The sequence below is a fragment of the Pseudoalteromonas sp. NS-SX12 genome, assembly GCF_057367955.1.
On sequence record NZ_CM170634.1, the window covers coordinates 1,147,950 to 1,163,333 of the forward strand.

14 protein-coding genes are annotated in these 15,384 nt (G+C 40.8%); 9 read left to right on the top strand and 5 right to left on the bottom strand.

The window, feature by feature from the left end:
• Nucleotides 1–8 precede the first annotated feature (8 nt).
• The 6 genes from lhpI (at nucleotide 9) to AC2IOM_RS05495 (ending at nucleotide 8,650) form a co-directional block, all read left to right on the top strand.
• Nucleotides 9–950, top strand: coding sequence for a bifunctional Delta(1)-pyrroline-2-carboxylate/Delta(1)-piperideine-2-carboxylate reductase (gene lhpI / locus AC2IOM_RS05470; RefSeq protein WP_486359344.1), 942 nt, complete (start codon nucleotides 9–11; stop codon nucleotides 948–950).
• A 13-nt stretch (nucleotides 951–963) separates the two neighbouring features.
• Complete coding sequence (locus AC2IOM_RS05475) at nucleotides 964–1,356, top strand: hypothetical protein (protein ID WP_486359345.1); 393 nt, start codon at nucleotides 964–966, stop codon at nucleotides 1,354–1,356.
• Nucleotides 1,357–1,391: 35 nt separating this feature from the next.
• Complete coding sequence (locus tag AC2IOM_RS05480; protein ID WP_010561545.1) at nucleotides 1,392–2,186, top strand: substrate-binding periplasmic protein; 795 nt, start codon at nucleotides 1,392–1,394, stop codon at nucleotides 2,184–2,186.
• 198 nt (nucleotides 2,187–2,384) lie between these two features.
• Entirely contained in the window at nucleotides 2,385–4,982 is a 2,598-nt protein-coding gene (gene acnB / locus AC2IOM_RS05485; RefSeq protein WP_486359346.1) for a bifunctional aconitate hydratase 2/2-methylisocitrate dehydratase, read from the top strand.
• Nucleotides 4,983–5,179: 197 nt separating this feature from the next.
• Complete coding sequence (locus AC2IOM_RS05490) at nucleotides 5,180–7,927, top strand: metallophosphoesterase (protein WP_486359347.1); 2,748 nt, start codon at nucleotides 5,180–5,182, stop codon at nucleotides 7,925–7,927.
• A gap of 108 nt (nucleotides 7,928–8,035) precedes the next feature.
• Nucleotides 8,036–8,650 carry a paraquat-inducible protein A gene (locus tag AC2IOM_RS05495; RefSeq protein ID WP_486359348.1) on the top strand — a complete coding sequence of 205 codons (615 nt, stop codon included), beginning with the start codon at nucleotides 8,036–8,038 and terminating at the stop codon, nucleotides 8,648–8,650.
• Here AC2IOM_RS05495 and AC2IOM_RS05500 read toward each other — a convergent pair.
• Together AC2IOM_RS05500 and AC2IOM_RS05505 are read right to left on the bottom strand one after the other, a co-directional pair.
• Complete coding sequence (locus AC2IOM_RS05500) at nucleotides 8,647–9,243, bottom strand: FMN-binding negative transcriptional regulator (protein WP_486359349.1); 597 nt, start codon at nucleotides 9,241–9,243, stop codon at nucleotides 8,647–8,649. The two genes, AC2IOM_RS05495 and AC2IOM_RS05500, sit on opposite strands and share 4 nt — an antisense overlap.
• Before the next feature lies 1 nt (nucleotide 9,244).
• Nucleotides 9,245–9,826, bottom strand: a complete 582-nt coding sequence (locus tag AC2IOM_RS05505) for a GNAT family N-acetyltransferase (protein WP_138629537.1) — start codon at nucleotides 9,824–9,826, stop codon at nucleotides 9,245–9,247.
• Nucleotides 9,827–9,931: 105 nt separating this feature from the next.
• Here AC2IOM_RS05505 and pdxR point away from each other — a divergent pair, with 105 nt between their 5' ends.
• The gene (gene pdxR / locus AC2IOM_RS05510) at nucleotides 9,932–11,395 is read left to right on the top strand and encodes a MocR-like pyridoxine biosynthesis transcription factor PdxR (RefSeq protein ID WP_486359350.1); all 1,464 of its coding nucleotides are present in this window, start codon (nucleotides 9,932–9,934) and stop codon (nucleotides 11,393–11,395) included.
• Here the strand turns inward: pdxR and AC2IOM_RS05515 are convergent.
• Nucleotides 11,372–11,767, bottom strand: coding sequence for a hypothetical protein (locus tag AC2IOM_RS05515; protein ID WP_486359351.1), 396 nt, complete (start codon nucleotides 11,765–11,767; stop codon nucleotides 11,372–11,374). The genes pdxR and AC2IOM_RS05515 overlap by 24 nt on opposite strands.
• A gap of 71 nt (nucleotides 11,768–11,838) precedes the next feature.
• On the opposite strand from AC2IOM_RS05515, the gene AC2IOM_RS05520 reads away from it, so the two are divergent.
• Nucleotides 11,839–12,876, top strand: a complete 1,038-nt coding sequence (locus AC2IOM_RS05520; protein ID WP_486359352.1) for a flavin-containing monooxygenase — start codon at nucleotides 11,839–11,841, stop codon at nucleotides 12,874–12,876.
• Here the strand turns inward: AC2IOM_RS05520 and AC2IOM_RS05525 are convergent.
• Both AC2IOM_RS05525 and AC2IOM_RS05530 read right to left on the bottom strand, forming a co-directional pair.
• On the bottom strand, nucleotides 12,856–13,605 hold the full coding sequence (locus AC2IOM_RS05525; RefSeq protein ID WP_486359353.1) for a helix-turn-helix domain-containing protein: 750 nt from the start codon (nucleotides 13,603–13,605) through the stop codon (nucleotides 12,856–12,858). The two genes, AC2IOM_RS05520 and AC2IOM_RS05525, sit on opposite strands and share 21 nt — an antisense overlap.
• The gene (locus tag AC2IOM_RS05530; RefSeq protein WP_486359354.1) at nucleotides 13,602–14,957 is read right to left on the bottom strand and encodes an MBL fold metallo-hydrolase RNA specificity domain-containing protein; all 1,356 of its coding nucleotides are present in this window, start codon (nucleotides 14,955–14,957) and stop codon (nucleotides 13,602–13,604) included. Before AC2IOM_RS05530 ends, AC2IOM_RS05525 begins: the two co-directional genes overlap by 4 nt.
• Nucleotides 14,958–15,122: 165 nt before the next feature.
• Between AC2IOM_RS05530 and AC2IOM_RS05535 the strand changes: the two genes are divergently transcribed.
• Nucleotides 15,123–15,356 (top strand): hypothetical protein, encoded by a 234-nt coding sequence (locus AC2IOM_RS05535; protein WP_010561556.1) that lies wholly within the window; start codon nucleotides 15,123–15,125, stop codon nucleotides 15,354–15,356.
• Nucleotides 15,357–15,384: the final 28 nt, after the last annotated feature.

Genomic DNA, 15,384 nt, shown 5'->3' on the forward strand with positions numbered 1-15,384 from the left:
GATACGCCATGAAAATAATTGAAAAAGAACAGGTGTTATCTAGCCTGACGTTTGATGCCTTAATTAATGCACTTAATACGAGCTTTGCTGGCAACTTTTTAATGCCACAGCGACAAGTGTTTGAATTACAGCCGGGTGATCCTTCTCATAATGCATTTGCCGTTTTACCTGCTTGGGATGAAGAGGTAATTGGGGTGAAATCCTTTACTTATTTCCCGCAAAATGGCGAGGCGGGTTTTGAATCTTTATATTCAAAAATTATGTTGTTTGACCGAGCGCATGGTGTACCGCTTGCGCTGGTGGATGGCACAAGTGTGACGCTTTGGCGCACCGCTGCAGTTTCGGCGCTGGCAGCACGCTATCTAGCACGTGAAGATGCTGAACATTTAGTGTTTTTTGGTAGCGGTAACCTTGCCAGTTATATGATTAAAGCGCATTTGTCAGTTCGCAATTACCGTAAAGTGACTATTATTGGCCGTAATCGCGACAAAGTAGATAGCTTGATTAGCCAGTTACAAAGCGAATTTAGTCACGTTGCATTTGTTGCTGGGCAATCTGATAAAGAAACGATTGCAAGTGCTTGCACAATTAGTTGTGCTACAGGTTCACCTGAGCCACTGTTTGATGGTAGCTGGGTCAGTGCTGGTACGCATATTGACCTAATCGGTAACCATCATAAACATTGCCGAGAGTGTGATACGCAAACGGTAACACAAAGTGAGGTTTACGTGGATGGCTTAACAAACGTATTAAATGAAGCGGGCGAGTTGTTAATTCCAATGGCTGAAGGAGCGTTTAGCCAACAGCAAATAAAAGGTGAATTAGCCGATTTATGTGCTAAACGCGTTTTAGGCAGACAGCAAGAAAGTAGCATCACTCTATTTAAATCGGTAGGTACGGCACTTAGCGATCTTGTGGCTGCTAATCTCGTTTATAAGTTATCTAACTAAGTTGGGAATAGGCATGAAATTAGAGCTGTTATTAGTTGGCGGGTTAATATTACTTTGGGGCTTGGAGCCTTGGGTATATTATTTTTTGTGCCGTCAACGAAAACGCTCTTGGCGCGCTTGCGCGATTGAAAAAGCCACCTTAGTTGGCTTACAAGATTTGATGCCATTTCATAGCTTTAAAGATAAACAAATGATGCTGCAATACTGTTTTGAACAAACCAAACATAGCGTGATTGTTGATTACGATAAGTCTTGCTTAACGGCGCTTGAGAATAACCAAGAAGTGTTTATTTTTGTTGATCCTAGCAACCCAAGTAGCGCTTTTTTATATCGTATGCCTAATCGCATCATCGCTTATTTATTTCCTTTAATCGGCACACTTTTATTTACGCTAGCACTCACCTAGACTAACAGTATTGTCTTCTTTTTATTGAATATGCGATGTGGCGACGTTGGACAGGGGTTAGCTTTTTATTACTGATTGTTGTATTTGTGGCTACCCGCGTATGTGCTGTTGAACTTGAAATGGTTGTTACAGAGCATTTTCCTCCTTATCAGGTTAAGTCAGGGGAAAAACTCGATGGCGTTGCTGTCGATATTGTTAAGGCGTTACTGCGCCGAGAGCAAATCTCCACTGAGCATTTAGTATTGCCTTGGTCCCGTGCTTATCATATTGCTACCACAGAAAAAAACGTATTAATTTACTCAATGCGCCGAACGCAAAAACGTGAAAGTAGTTTTGAGTGGATTGGGCCGGTTTTTCCAAATAGCTCAATGCTACAAAGCAAAAGTTCGTTGTTTTTATGGCAATTGAAAGCACGTGAACAAGCAAACGTCACGACTCAGTCAATGCAAAATCTAACCTTAGTCGTCGCAAGAGATGATTACATTATGGATGAAATTGTTGCACGCTATCAGTGGCCTGAAAAAAACGTAATGAAGGTCAGGCATTGGCCTGAAGCAATTAACGCATTAAAAGAACAGCGCGTAGATGCGATTGTATTACAGAAAAACAATTTAATTGCGCTTAGTAAGCAAATGGCATTTGATTTAAACGATTTTGTGCCTGTTGTTGATTTAGGGCGTACTCCTCAGTTGTATGTTGCTCTTAGTAAAGGATCTGATAAACAGCTAGTTGAGCGTTTACAGCAAAGCTTAGCGAGCTTACATGCTTCTGAAGAATATAATTTAATTGAACAGCAATGGCGTTCATCATTCATAAAAGTTAATTTTTAACTCCTTCCTATTCATGCAACTTATGATAAGCATAAACATGCTGGCCTTGGATCGTAATATAAAACCCTTATACTAAAGGTGAATAACTAACCAATACCTGACGCTTTTAATTAAAGTGCTACAGTTTATTAAAGTGTTTGAAGTCGTTCAAATACTCAAGCCATGTTAGGTATTTCACGTCACCAAGGAGGTATTATTGTGCTTCAAGAATATCGTTTACATGTCGAACAGCGTGCAGCCCAAGGTATTGTGCCAAAACCGTTAGATGCACAGCAAACCGCTGAACTTATCGAATTAATTAAAAACCCACCGGCAGGTGAAGATGAATTTATTTTAGATCTACTCGTTAATCGTGTACCGCCAGGTGTTGACGATGCGGCATACGTAAAAGCGGGTTTCTTAGCTGCGGTCGCGAAAGGTGAAGCATCATCGCCATTGATAACAAAAGAATATGCCGCTGAACTACTGGGCACCATGTTAGGTGGTTACAACATTGCCCCGATGATTGAATTACTAGACGACGAAGCGTTAGCGCCTATTGTGGCAAAAGGGTTATCCAAAACATTACTAATGTTTGATGCGTTTTACGATGTAGAGGAAAAGGCAAAAGCGGGTAACAAATATGCGCAACAAGTGATTGAGTCATGGGCAAATGCTGAGTGGTTCACCGACAAGCCCGCTGTTGCCGAGAAAATCTCTGTTACTGTGTTCAAAGTAACAGGCGAAACCAATACTGATGATTTATCTCCAGCGCCAGATGCATGGTCACGTCCAGATATTCCACTGCATGCGCTCGCAATGCTTAAAAACGAGCGTGAAGGTATAAAACCAGAAAAGCCGGGTGAGATTGGTCCTATCTCTCAACTTGAAGAGTTAAAAGCAAAAGGTTTACCACTTGCGTATGTAGGTGATGTGGTAGGCACGGGGTCTTCTCGTAAATCCGCGACTAACTCAGTGCTTTGGTTTATGGGCGATGACATTCCATTCGTGCCTAACAAACGGGTTGGAGGAGTATGTTTAGGGGGTAAAATTGCCCCTATTTTCTTTAATACCATGGAAGACTCAGGCGCATTACCAATTGAACTGCCCGTTGATGAATTAAATATGGGTGACCAAATCGATATTTACCCATATGAAGGCGTTGTTAAACGCTTTGGTAGCGATGAGGTGATTTCCAACTTTAAGCTTAAATCAGAGGTGATCCTTGACGAAGTGCAAGCTGGCGGCCGTATTCCTTTAATAATTGGCCGTGGTTTAACCGATAAAGCACGAACATCACTTGGTCTTGATCAAGAAACGATATTTCGTAAACCGGCAGCTGCAGCCGATACTGGCAAAGGCTACACGCTCGCGCAAAAAATGGTGGGCAATGCGTGTGGCGTTAAAGGTGTACGCCCTGGTCAGTACTGTGAGCCGAAAATGACGACTGTTGGTTCACAAGACACCACAGGCCCAATGACACGTGATGAACTAAAAGACTTAGCATGCTTAGGCTTTTCAGCAGATTTAACCATGCAGTCGTTTTGTCATACTTCTGCCTACCCAAAACCAATTGATGTAAATACGCATCATACATTACCCGATTTCATTATGAATCGAGGAGGGGTATCGCTTCGCCCCGGTGACGGTATTATTCATTCGTGGCTAAACAGAATGCTGTTGCCTGATACCGTGGGAACGGGTGGTGATTCACATACACGTTTTCCTCTGGGTATTTCTTTCCCAGCAGGCTCTGGTGCGGTTGCTTTTGCCGCTGCAACGGGAGTGATGCCGCTCGATATGCCGGAGTCAGTACTAGTAAGGTTTAAAGGTGAAATGCAATCGGGCATTACGTTACGCGACCTAGTACATGCCATTCCTTACTATGCAATTCAGCAAGGCTTATTAACGGTAGAGAAAAAAGGCAAAGTTAACGAGTTCTCAGGGCGAATTTTGGAAATTGAAGGGCTGGAGTATTTAACCGTTGAGCAGGCATTTGAACTGTCTGATGCATCAGCAGAGCGATCTGCGGCGGGCTGTACCGTGAAGCTTTCACAGCAATCAATCGAAGAATACTTAAACTCGAATATTGTTATGCTTAAGTGGATGATCACAGAAAGCTATGGTGATGTACGTACTATTGAGCGCAGAATCACCAAAATGCAAGAATGGTTAGAAAATCCAGAACTTATGTCAGCGGATGCAGACGCAGAGTACGCCCATATCATTGAGATTGATTTAGCAGAAATTAACGAGCCCATTTTATGTGCGCCAAACGATCCAGATGATGCGCGTCTGTTATCAGAGGTGCAAGGCGAAGAAATCAATGAAGTGTTTATAGGCTCGTGTATGACAAACATCGGCCATTTCCGTGCTGCGGGTAAGTTACTTGATAATTTTAAAGGCCAATTACCAACGCGAATGTGGATTGCACCACCAACCAAAATGGACCGTGATCAGCTTACCGACGAAGGCTACTATGGCATTTATGGTCGTGTAGGGGCGCGCATTGAAACGCCAGGGTGTTCGTTATGTATGGGTAACCAAGCGCGAGTTGCAGACCAATCTACCGTGGTGTCTACTTCTACACGTAACTTTCCTAACCGCTTAGGTACGGGAGCAAATGTATTTTTAGCATCAGCCGAACTTGCTGCAGTAGCTGCAATTATAGGTAAATTACCTACGCCAGCTGAGTACCAAGAGTACGCGACAATGATAAATGCAACAGCTGCGGATACATACCGGTACTTAAATTTTCATAGAATGCCGCACTATACTAAAAAAGCTGAGCAAGTGATTATTCAGCAAGCGGTGTAACGAGTTAACTGTGTAATTGAGTGTGATGGTTATAAAAGCCGATGTTATTTAGCATCGGCTTTTTTACATTTTAAGATAATTTAATTCTTTTAATCTGGGATTTTATTATTAGCTGTGATGTAATATTTTCAATAATTGTTGTTAAATTAACCGCTTGTTGGTTTTTATTGATGTTAATCAAGGTGTGAGGCAAGGAAGTGTATTTAAGAGTATTGCTATGTGTATTTAGCACACTGATGTTGTTGGGCTGTGTGGGTGAAGGGGAAACCAGTAAATCAGTCAGTGAAGATGCCGCAGAAACACCTGTTCCGGTTGGTAGTGCTGGTGGTGTAATTCGCTTTGATAATACAGGCACTTTAGATGTTGAGGCTGGAGCTGTTGCCGATAGCTTGACACTGTCAGTTGATGTAGCGCAATCGCAAGCCTTTCCCGATGCGCAAAATTCGCTTTCGAAAGTGTATTCGATAACACCAATTGAAACCGCATTATTTGATAAAGCGGATCTGACAATTCCATTACCAAGTGATTATCAAGCGGACCAGCAATATGTACTGGCTAGACTTGTTAACAATACATGGGTACCTAATTTTAATTCGCGCATAGAAGGTAATTTTATTAGCGCTGAAATTTATCACTTAGGTATATACGGCATTCGTAAATTACCGAATGTTTCTACCTTTAAATCCATTGGCCCAGCCTGTGATACAGCTGCTGTACAACAAACGATTCGTTTTGTGCATGTTGCTGACTTGCATTCTCGCTTCGGCTATAAAGAGCGCTTATACAGCCGTTTGAAATCATTGCATTTAACTTCACTTGAAGAAAACCCTTACACTGTTTTTACCAACGGGGGCGATGATTACGAGAAAGGCAATGTGGCTGAGCAAGTATCAATGGGTAGGGCCTCATCTCTAGCGACACAGGCTATGGAATTTGATGTTCGAGTGGTGGGGAACCATGATTATGCTTGGGGAGAAGATGAATTATTAGCGTATGCACAAGATGAAACCGCACTGGTACTTGCTTCAAATACGCAATATGTTGGTGAAAAAGCACAAGGCTTTGCTACACATAAATTTGGCATTATTGATGTTGGTTGTGTCAAAGTTGGCTTCTTGGGTATGACCTCAGGTCCATGGAATGAGCTTGATAAAGAATACAAAGAACGCCCACTACCAGACTTTATTGATAACTTTGTAATGGATTATGAGTTTACCGAAGTCGCAGAAGGTTTAGTGCGCTTTTATGGTGAACAAGTTGATTACCTTGTAATGGTGAGCCATTTAGGTTGGGTGGATGACCGCATTGCGCAAAATGTACCTGAGATTAATTTAATTCTTGGTGGTCATAGCCATGATAAGCCGCAAATCCATAGGTATAACGACAATCAATCGATTGTGATTGAACCGGATATTTACGGCATGGGCGCAACCGTGATTGATATCGAATTTAATTTATTTGATAAAACGTCACGTCCGGTGCGCTTTGAAAATGATGAAATTCAAATTGATACTTTAGATATCAATACATTTCATGAACCGCTTGATAACAAAATAGCAGAAATCGTTAAAACCTATTTAGAAGACCCAGACTATAAAGTGGCGATTTCTGAAAATTACCCCGACCGCAATGATATTGAAAAAGTGCTAGCCGATGCGCTGATGTTTACTCACAAAGTAGACGCTGTTTTGTTGGGGGCTTATGACTTGGCAGATCCGTTTAGCTTGTATCCTTGGCAAGCTGGTGGTGTAACCCAGCAAGAATTACATGATGCGTTTCCGGTAGAGCGTCAGCCTTCGAATACATTGGGTTTTAATGCGGTTTACTCGGTTGAAGTGTCTGGTGCGGATTTAGAATCTATGGTGGGTCAGCAGCCCCAGTGGCAATACTTTGGTGAGCAGCAATTTAATCCGGATAGTACCTACACTGTGGCACTTTATAAAGGTGCTGCATTAAATTCATCCTTGTTTTTTAATGATGTTAACTTTGAAAACCTCACTGCGCTAGATGATAGCTGGCGAGTGATTGAAGAATATGGCCGTTATCGAACTAGCCAGTGTTTGCACTTAGACACAGATACACAATTAAATGCCTGTAAAGAAGATGAATTTATTACTCTTTGGCAGTTTGATAATAGCGAAGATCCATTTTTAGCGGACTATGGTCCATCGACCATGAAGTTGTTTAACCCTGATCGTAAAAGTTATAGCGATGAGGTGATTTTCGAAAAAATTTCGCAACTTGAAGAATCAATCCCAAGTCTTTCTGGTTTTGATGCAACCGTTATGAAATTCCCACGCTTTAAAATAAACGAAGGCTTAAAAGTGCGCCATAACGTCGATGCCAACGGTGATTTTGTCGAGCAAGGGTTGGTGTCTGATTATTCACTGGTAATGGATTTATTGTGGCCAAGTGAAAGTGTGGCGAAATACCGTCCGTTATTACAAACATCTCTCAATTATGAAAGCGAAATCGAAGACGAAAAAAAGGCAGAAATCCGCTTTGAATCAATAGAAGGAGAGCGCACAACTGGCGGCGTTGGCTTTGATGGTTTTTGTGGTGAAATGCTCCCTGACACTTGGTACAGAATTGCACTGGTATTTTATAGTGCCCCATTTGATGGCACCTTTAAGGTTTATATTAATGGCGAATTAGCCTGTGAAAAAACAGGACGCAATATTACTGAACGCTTTGCGTTAGGTGAGCAGTTCTTATTACTAACCGATGGCACATGGGCAGCCCAACCAGGGTATTTAAATGCAGCGTTGTTTGCTGGCCGAAGCTTAAGTGAAACAGAAATTAAAATGATGGGTGGGCCATCAGCAAAAATGACGTTCTCGCAAGAAAAAGCCACAACCAGTGAAACCATTTTGCGCCATCAACAAAGTGCACCGGGGCGACCGTATAACCCATGGCTTGAACAGCGCAATAAGTTCTTCAAATGAGTTAGTTGCATTATAAGTTGCTTCGATTTATAACGCTTTTTAACAAATCAAATTAGCCGCACAATGTGTGTTGCGTTAAAGTCGGGAAAATTAATTTTAAGAAGCATTATGAAAACAAAAATTAGCGCTGTTATTTTATTACTCGTGAGCATTGCCTTGCTGATCCCAGGGGTAACTCAGCCCGTGTTAACACTGCAAGGGAATATTGATAAAGCCAAAATTGTGGATGTGGGTATTACCATGCTTGCCGAAGAAGGTGATGGCAATACACGCGGCATGCTTCGTATGTTTTCGGGTATGCTCGGTCTTGATAAGTTAGAAGGTGAAGTTGAAGCCTATCGCAAAACCCGCAGTATTGTTGGTACCATTGAAGAACTTGCCAATAACCAAAACCATGTGGTGGCAGTATTAGTTGGGTTATTTGCGGTGATCATTCCATTTTTAAAACTACTGATGCAGCTACTCAGTGTGTTATTGCCCGCAAAAACTAAGCTCACTCGTTTGCTTAATACCGCTGCTTCTAAGCTTAGTAAATGGAGCATGACCGACGTATTTGTGATTGCGCTTATTGTTTCTTATTTGGCTGGCAATGCCGATGGGCAAATGGGCGATATGTTAAAAATGAAAGCCGAGCTAGGCATCGGCTTTTGGTTTTTTACTGCGTATTGTATCGTAGCAATTGCCTCTTCTCAGTTTGTAGAGCGCATTCATAAAGCCCGCTAATATATCAATTCGGCTGAGTCTTTATCGCCACGAGCATAAAGGCTCTGTTTTATCTCTTCTCGTGTTTCGCTTGCCTTATCTTGACTTAGTTTGAAGTTACCAAGGATTTCAGTAATCTCTATTTTAAACACCATTATGTACTTTAATGATTGCGATATTTCATTCTCATCTACTTGAGAAAGTTGCCACTGCGTTGCCAGTTTATCTTCAAATTGCGTAACGGAGTAAGCCATTATTTCGCGCTTTTGTGAGGGCTTGTTAATCGGTTGTGCCGTGCCTTTTATCTCTAATTTTGCGTAATGCCATGTAGGTAAATAGACCTTTTCAGCATCATTAGGTGAAACATAACAGTCTGCACCATTAAATAGGCATTTTATGTTTAAAGGCTGCTTGGCAAGTAGCTTGGCAAGCGGGTTATTTGCGGCCATATGCCCCAATAAATGCTGCTTATTTTCATCAAGCACTAATGGAATGTGGCAAAGCTCAATGTCGCCTTGCGCGTTTTGATAAATCAAACTTGCCAGCGGAGACTTCTCAATGTGCGTTAACAGTCGAGCAAAGTCATTTTCAATATATTGGCGTGGTGGATACATATTATAACTTTGCCTCTAATTGTTGTTTTACATTTGGCCAGATTATATGAGTGACACTAAATACTGCGCTATTACGATAGCTACCGTCAATCAGCTTTCTATCTTGCCATGCAATGCCTTCAAATTGCGCGCCTAGTCGGGCAATGGCATTTCGTGATTTTTGGTTATTTTCATGAGTGCGAAGCTCTACTCGGGCTGCACCAAGTTGTTCAAATGCGTAACTTAACAGTAAGTATTTTGCATGTGTATTGATATGGCAACGTTGAAATTCAGGGGTAATAAACGTGTGGCCAATTTCAAGTTTATCGTGATTAAAATCAAGGGCAAATAAGCGTGTGCTGCCCACCAGTTGATTACTTTTTTTATCAATAATCACTAACGGCAACTGCTTATCAGCATGGTACTGTGCTGTTTCATTAAACCAATGCTCAAGCGTATCTTTGTCTTTGCAGTAATTGCTAAGTACATATTGCCAAATTTTCGGGTTTTTCCCTGCTTGTAATAAATCATCTAAATGGTGGTGTTGCAGCTTTTGCAAAATGACTTTGTTAGTTTCAAATTGTGTTTGTGTTAATTGTTGCATGGTGACCTCATTCCAAATTTTTCATGCTTAATGAGGTGTATTAAAAAATAAATCTGGTATAACGTTAACAACCAGTTTTTGATATTTATATAGACCAGAAATTAAATGCGCTTACTGACCATTTCATTGAATCCACATGAAAAGAAATACCTCGCCATTGCTGCGAGTATTCGAGAGGCCATTTTATCGGGTCAGTTAAAACCACAAGACCGATTGCCGGCAAGCAGAGATTTAGCAAATCAGCTCAATGTGAATCGTCATACAATTATGGCGGCTTGCGATGAGTTAGTGGCGCAGGGGTATTTAGAAAGTTTACCGCGTATCGGTTATCAAGTGGTTTCGGTCTTACCGGTAGAGGGCTGTGTACCAAACGAATTGAACGAAATTCAGCAATTTAATTTGGCTCACTTATTTAAATCGCCAAAAGCGAGTCTTTCTAACGCTGATTTCAATGTGCGCTTTAATTTTGCTGGTGGGTTACCAGATATAACGCAATTTTCAATGAAGGTATTTAAAAGCCATTTAAATACTGCGTTAAAAGAGTTAGACCTGGGCAGCTTGCATTATCAGGGCACACTCGGGAATGAAACATTACGTGAACAAATAAAAAAATACTTAGTAAGAGCGCGCGGTCTTTCATCTGGCGAAATATTAATAACCAATGGATCGCAAGAAGCATTGTTTATTGTCGCGCAAGCGGTGTTACAGGGTGGTGACAATGTGGCGGTTGAGCAACTTAGTTATCCGCCTGCATGCGCTGCGCTCAGCTCAAATGGTGCAAACCTGATTACCATTGAACAAGATGAGTTTGGTATAAAACCTGAAAGCTTAAAGCGCGTGTTAGCGCATACTAAAATAAAGCTTTTGTATTTAACGCCGCTACACCAGTACCCAACAACAGTGACCTTATCGCCACAGCGTCGCAGCCAAATATACCAATTAGCTCAGCAGCATGATTTTTTAATTTTAGAAGATGATTATGATCATGAGTTTCATTATCGCTGTTCACCGTTAGTACCAATGGCGGCAAATGATCCTGATGGGCGAGTCATCTATATCTCAACTTTTTCAAAAATTATGTTTGCAGGCGCGCGACTAGGTTATGTTTCGGCTCACCCTCAAGTTATTGAGTATTTGGCTAATAGTAAAAAAATTATTAACCACAAAACCGAGTGTGTGTTACAGCAAGCAGTAGCTAATTGGATGAGCGAAGGGGACTTTGAAAGACATCTTCGTAAAATGACACAATTGTATTTAGCGCGCAGAGATCACCTTGTGCTGTTGTTAGAAAATTACAAACAAGCGGGTTACCCGATCACTTTTGCTGTTCCCGATGGGGGCATGGCTATTTGGCTTGGTTGCAAGCGTGATTTAACTGGTTTTACTGAGTTGGCACAGGCGCATGGAATATATATTCAATGTCAGCATGACTTTAACGCACAAGTAACCAATTGTGACGAGCAAGGTTATCAGTATCTGCGTTTAGGGTTTGCTAGTATGGAAGAGCAAACCCGTTTAGAGGCGGTTAATGCATTAATGGCGTTATTATTCCCCGCTTTGCGTACTTAGCCAATTGAGCGCTTGCGCTTTATTGTTGAAACACTGATGTGTTAGACCCGCTGTAGGGTAAACATAGTCACACACTTGTTGTGTCATCGACTTTGTTACACAATGTTCAAGATTTACTGCGACAGCTTTGGCACTGGAGGCTTTTAAAAACTCAATATGTGCATTTTGTGCGTCTGGCGTTGGCAGTGCCTCGCCATGAATGTTAAGTAATACATCAAAATCAGTAATTTGCTGATTACGCACCATATCAATTAATTGCTCATGTAAATGCATAAAAAACTCAGCATTCCATGGCCCGGTTGTGTTTATTTCTAGCGTTTTTCCTTGCCAATTAAGGCTGACATCGCCATGCATTTTAAATTTTTCAAACATATAGCGTTTAAATTCAATTTTTAGTTTTGCTGTACCTTTATTCTAGCTGAGAGTTTTCAGTTGGAGTAGTTATGAAACAAGCAATTATTGTTGGTGCAGGTCATGCTGGTTTAGCAACCGCCTATTTATTGAGGCAAAAGGGTTATCACAAAGCGGTTATTTTAGAAGCATCAAATGCTGTAGGCAGTGCGTGGCGAAATCGTTATGAAGGGTTAACTTTGTTTACTTCTCGGCGCTATAGTCAGGTGCCAGGGTTGAATATATCTGGCAACGCAAGCGAGTACCCGTCAAAACAGGAATTTGTTGAATATCTTGAACAATATGCTGCTGCATTGTCATTAGATATTAGATTTGGCCGTAAAGTAGTTGATGTGCGAAATGACTCCGATGGCTTCACAGTAAACTGCAGTAATGGTGAAACCTACCACAGCAAAATGCTGTTTGTATGTACTGGTGCATTTCAAATTCCTCATAAGCATCAGCTGGATAGTAACTCTTTTTATCACGGTAAAGTGTTTACGCCAGAATCTATTGGTGATCGACACTTAACATGTGAAAACGAAAACTGGTTAGTGATTGGTGATGGTGCCAGTGGCCGGCAACTGGCAAAAATGTTGGTTAAAAAGAATCAATTCTTTTTATCTATGGGTAAGGCGCGTTTATTTTTGCCACAACGTTTATTGGGTAAGGATATTTTCTTTTGGTTAGATAAGCTTGGCCTGACTCGTTTGGGAAAGCAGCATTGGTTAGCGAAAAAAATGCGAAAGAAAGACCTATTTCCTGCAACTGGTAGTCGTAATTATCAGTTAGCTAAGGATGGAATAACACTTTGTAAGCGCTTTAATTTGAATAAGTTAAATAGCGAAAAGCCAATAACACTTAAAGGGCAAGTGATAGATAAGGTGATAATTGCCACAGGTTATAACAATGATTTTTCTTGGCTTGAAAGCTGTTTAGCACAGCAAGCTAGCAATAAAGATATTTTTGATAAAGTATCCGACATATCGGGATTATATATCCTGTCTCAACCTTGGCTGAGCTCGCGTGGTTCGGGCTTGATTATGGGCATAGAGCACGATTTTAAATTATTAGACTTGCTCGAATGTTAGTGTTCCTTTTAATTGCTTTGGCTGTATGCCAAATAACTTTTTACATTCGCGGCTTAAATGTGCGGCATCACTAAACCCTACTTGATGGGCTGCTTTTGTTAAATCAAAGCCATTTGCGAGTAATGGTATTAAGCGTTTGAATCGTAAGTAACGTTGGTAACTTTTAAATGGCATGCCAATTTGCTCACTAAATAAATGTGATAACCGGCTTTGCGATAAATTAACTATTTTTGCTAATTGTGAAAGATTTAGCTGGGCGCTGTCACACTGTTGTAAGTGATTAAGTATTTTTACAATACGCGGATCAGTGGGGGGCTTTGCTTGGGCATGGTGGCATAAAATACTATTTAAAAATTCAGTCATCGCATAATCAAAGCTGCCTGTTTTATCTATAAAATATTGCCAAAGGTATTGCGATTTGGCTTGTTCAAAGCAGGTGTAAACATTGTTTTCATTTTTTTGGCAGTTAATAAGGTGCGTTAGCTTTTTACCCAGTACACTAAAGTTATCAATCAATATGGTGATCACCGGTTTATCACTTTTTAACGTGTGCTTTACCTTACTTGCAATTATTAAGCAGTTTGTGGAAAGCGTTTTTTGGTCAACAGTAATACTGGCTTGTGGCGACAATAAGTTAATTTGAATAAATTGATGGCTATGTTCATTTGCCATCAATTTATCATTAAATGCGATATAAATGCCTTGGTAGGCTAAAAATTCGGTTTTCAAAGTGCCACTTGTTCCAAATACTCAGCCACTTTGGCGTCAATGCCAAGTTGCTCCTTAATGTGGCAGCGCATTGCGTCACATGCACTGACTTCACCATGGTTAATATAAATTTGCTTTGGTAATGCTTCGCCTTGCTGCAACCAATTTAGAATATCTTGATAATCACCATGGGCCGAAAGTGAATCTAGGTTTAGAACATTTGCTTTTACATCAATATATTCGCCATGAATTTTTATTCTTTCGGCGCCATTAATAAGCGCTTCGCCGCGTGTGCCAGCTGCTTGAAAGCCTAAAAATGCGACTGTGTGTTTATCATCTGGCAATAAACTTTTTAAGTGATGTAATACCCGTCCACCGCTTGCCATGCCGCTTGCAGACACAATAATACAGGGTAGATTACGGCTATTGAGCATTTCCGACTCTTCTTGCGTTTTAACAAACTCTGTCATGTCATCAATGGCTTGGCATTGTTCTTTTGTTAGTTTGTGGTGCTTGTGGGCTTTTTCATAAAGATCTGTGACCTTTATTGCCATCGGGCTATTAAGATAAACCGGTACATTCGGAATGCGCTGCTCTCTTTTCAGCTCAGCGATTAAATGCAAAATTAACTGTGCACGGCCAACGGCAAAAGAGGGCATAAGAAATATACCGCCACGCTTAAAGGTGTCATTTATGGCATCGGCGAGAATTTGCTTGGTGTCGGTTGCAGTATGACGTCTATCACCATACGTTGCCTCTACAACTAGTAAGTCACAGGGTGAAATCGGCTCTGGCGGATACATAATTGGGTCATCTTGCCTACCAACATCTCCGCTGAAAACTAACGTTTTACTGTTTGCGTTTAACTCAATACTTGAAGAGCCGAGAATGTGCCCATTTGGCTTTAAGTTAATTGTTATATTTGGCAAAATTTCGACATTGTGTTGAAAATCGAGCGGCACAAAAAGAGATAACGACTTTTTAGCATCATTTAATGTATACAGTGGTTCAGCAGGAGAGTGCTTAGAGAAGCGCTTTTTATTTGCATATTTTGCGTCTTCTTCTTGTAAAAAACCCGCATCAGGCAGTAATACCTCACACAGTTTTAGTGTTTCGTGAGAGCAAAAAATAGGGCCTCTAAATCCTTGCTTGTATAAAAGCGGAATATAACCCGAATGGTCGATATGCGCGTGGGTTAATAAAACGGCATCTAACTTAGTTACATCAAACGGAAGAGCTTGCCAGTTGCGAGTGCGATAGTTTTTTATGCCTTGGTAAAGGCCGCAATCAATTAAGATCTTTAGGTTGTTTACTTCCAGTAGGTGTTTTGAACCTGTAACTGTACTTGCTGCCCCGATAAATGTTAATTTCATGGCAAGCTCCATATTTAGTGTAATTAGCTCTATTTTAGTCAATCTTACTAATAATGAATTGTTAGCAAGATACGAAATTAAGCTAACACACTGAAAGTTATATTAATATATATTTGGCACAGAGTTTGATTTAAATTAAATAAATTGGAAATTTGAGAGGTTTATATGGCAGAACAAGGATCAGCAGGCAATGTAATCGCAGCTATTTGTAACGTGTTTTTCCCAGGTCTTGGGCAGTTGGTACAAGGGCGCATTGGCGCGGCACTGATATTTGCGATTGTTGTATTTGGTGGCTACGCTTTATGGTTTTTTGTCGTTCCAGCAATCATTGGCGGTATTTTCCACTTATGGGCAATAATCGATGCGGCTAAGTTTCGTAAAGTTGAAATATATCGTTGATGTTAATTAAAGTTTAAATTTTTACATT

Bases quoted from the DNA above. Each gene is read 5' to 3' on its own strand.
- lhpI (WP_486359344.1), top strand. From the start codon at position 9: ATGAAAATAATTGAAAAAGAACAGGTGTTATCTAGCCTGACGTTTGAT.
- AC2IOM_RS05475 (WP_486359345.1), top strand. From the start codon at position 964: ATGAAATTAGAGCTGTTATTAGTTGGCGGGTTAATATTACTTTGGGGC.
- AC2IOM_RS05480 (WP_010561545.1), top strand. From the start codon at position 1,392: ATGTGGCGACGTTGGACAGGGGTTAGCTTTTTATTACTGATTGTTGTA.
- AC2IOM_RS05495 (WP_486359348.1), top strand. From the start codon at position 8,036: ATGAAAACAAAAATTAGCGCTGTTATTTTATTACTCGTGAGCATTGCC.
- AC2IOM_RS05500 (WP_486359349.1), bottom strand. From the start codon at position 9,243: ATGTATCCACCACGCCAATATATTGAAAATGACTTTGCTCGACTGTTA.
- AC2IOM_RS05505 (WP_138629537.1), bottom strand. From the start codon at position 9,826: ATGCAACAATTAACACAAACACAATTTGAAACTAACAAAGTCATTTTG.
- pdxR (WP_486359350.1), top strand. From the start codon at position 9,932: ATGCGCTTACTGACCATTTCATTGAATCCACATGAAAAGAAATACCTC.
- AC2IOM_RS05515 (WP_486359351.1), bottom strand. From the start codon at position 11,767: ATGTTTGAAAAATTTAAAATGCATGGCGATGTCAGCCTTAATTGGCAA.
- AC2IOM_RS05520 (WP_486359352.1), top strand. From the start codon at position 11,839: ATGAAACAAGCAATTATTGTTGGTGCAGGTCATGCTGGTTTAGCAACC.
- AC2IOM_RS05530 (WP_486359354.1), bottom strand. From the start codon at position 14,957: ATGAAATTAACATTTATCGGGGCAGCAAGTACAGTTACAGGTTCAAAA.
- AC2IOM_RS05535 (WP_010561556.1), top strand. From the start codon at position 15,123: ATGGCAGAACAAGGATCAGCAGGCAATGTAATCGCAGCTATTTGTAAC.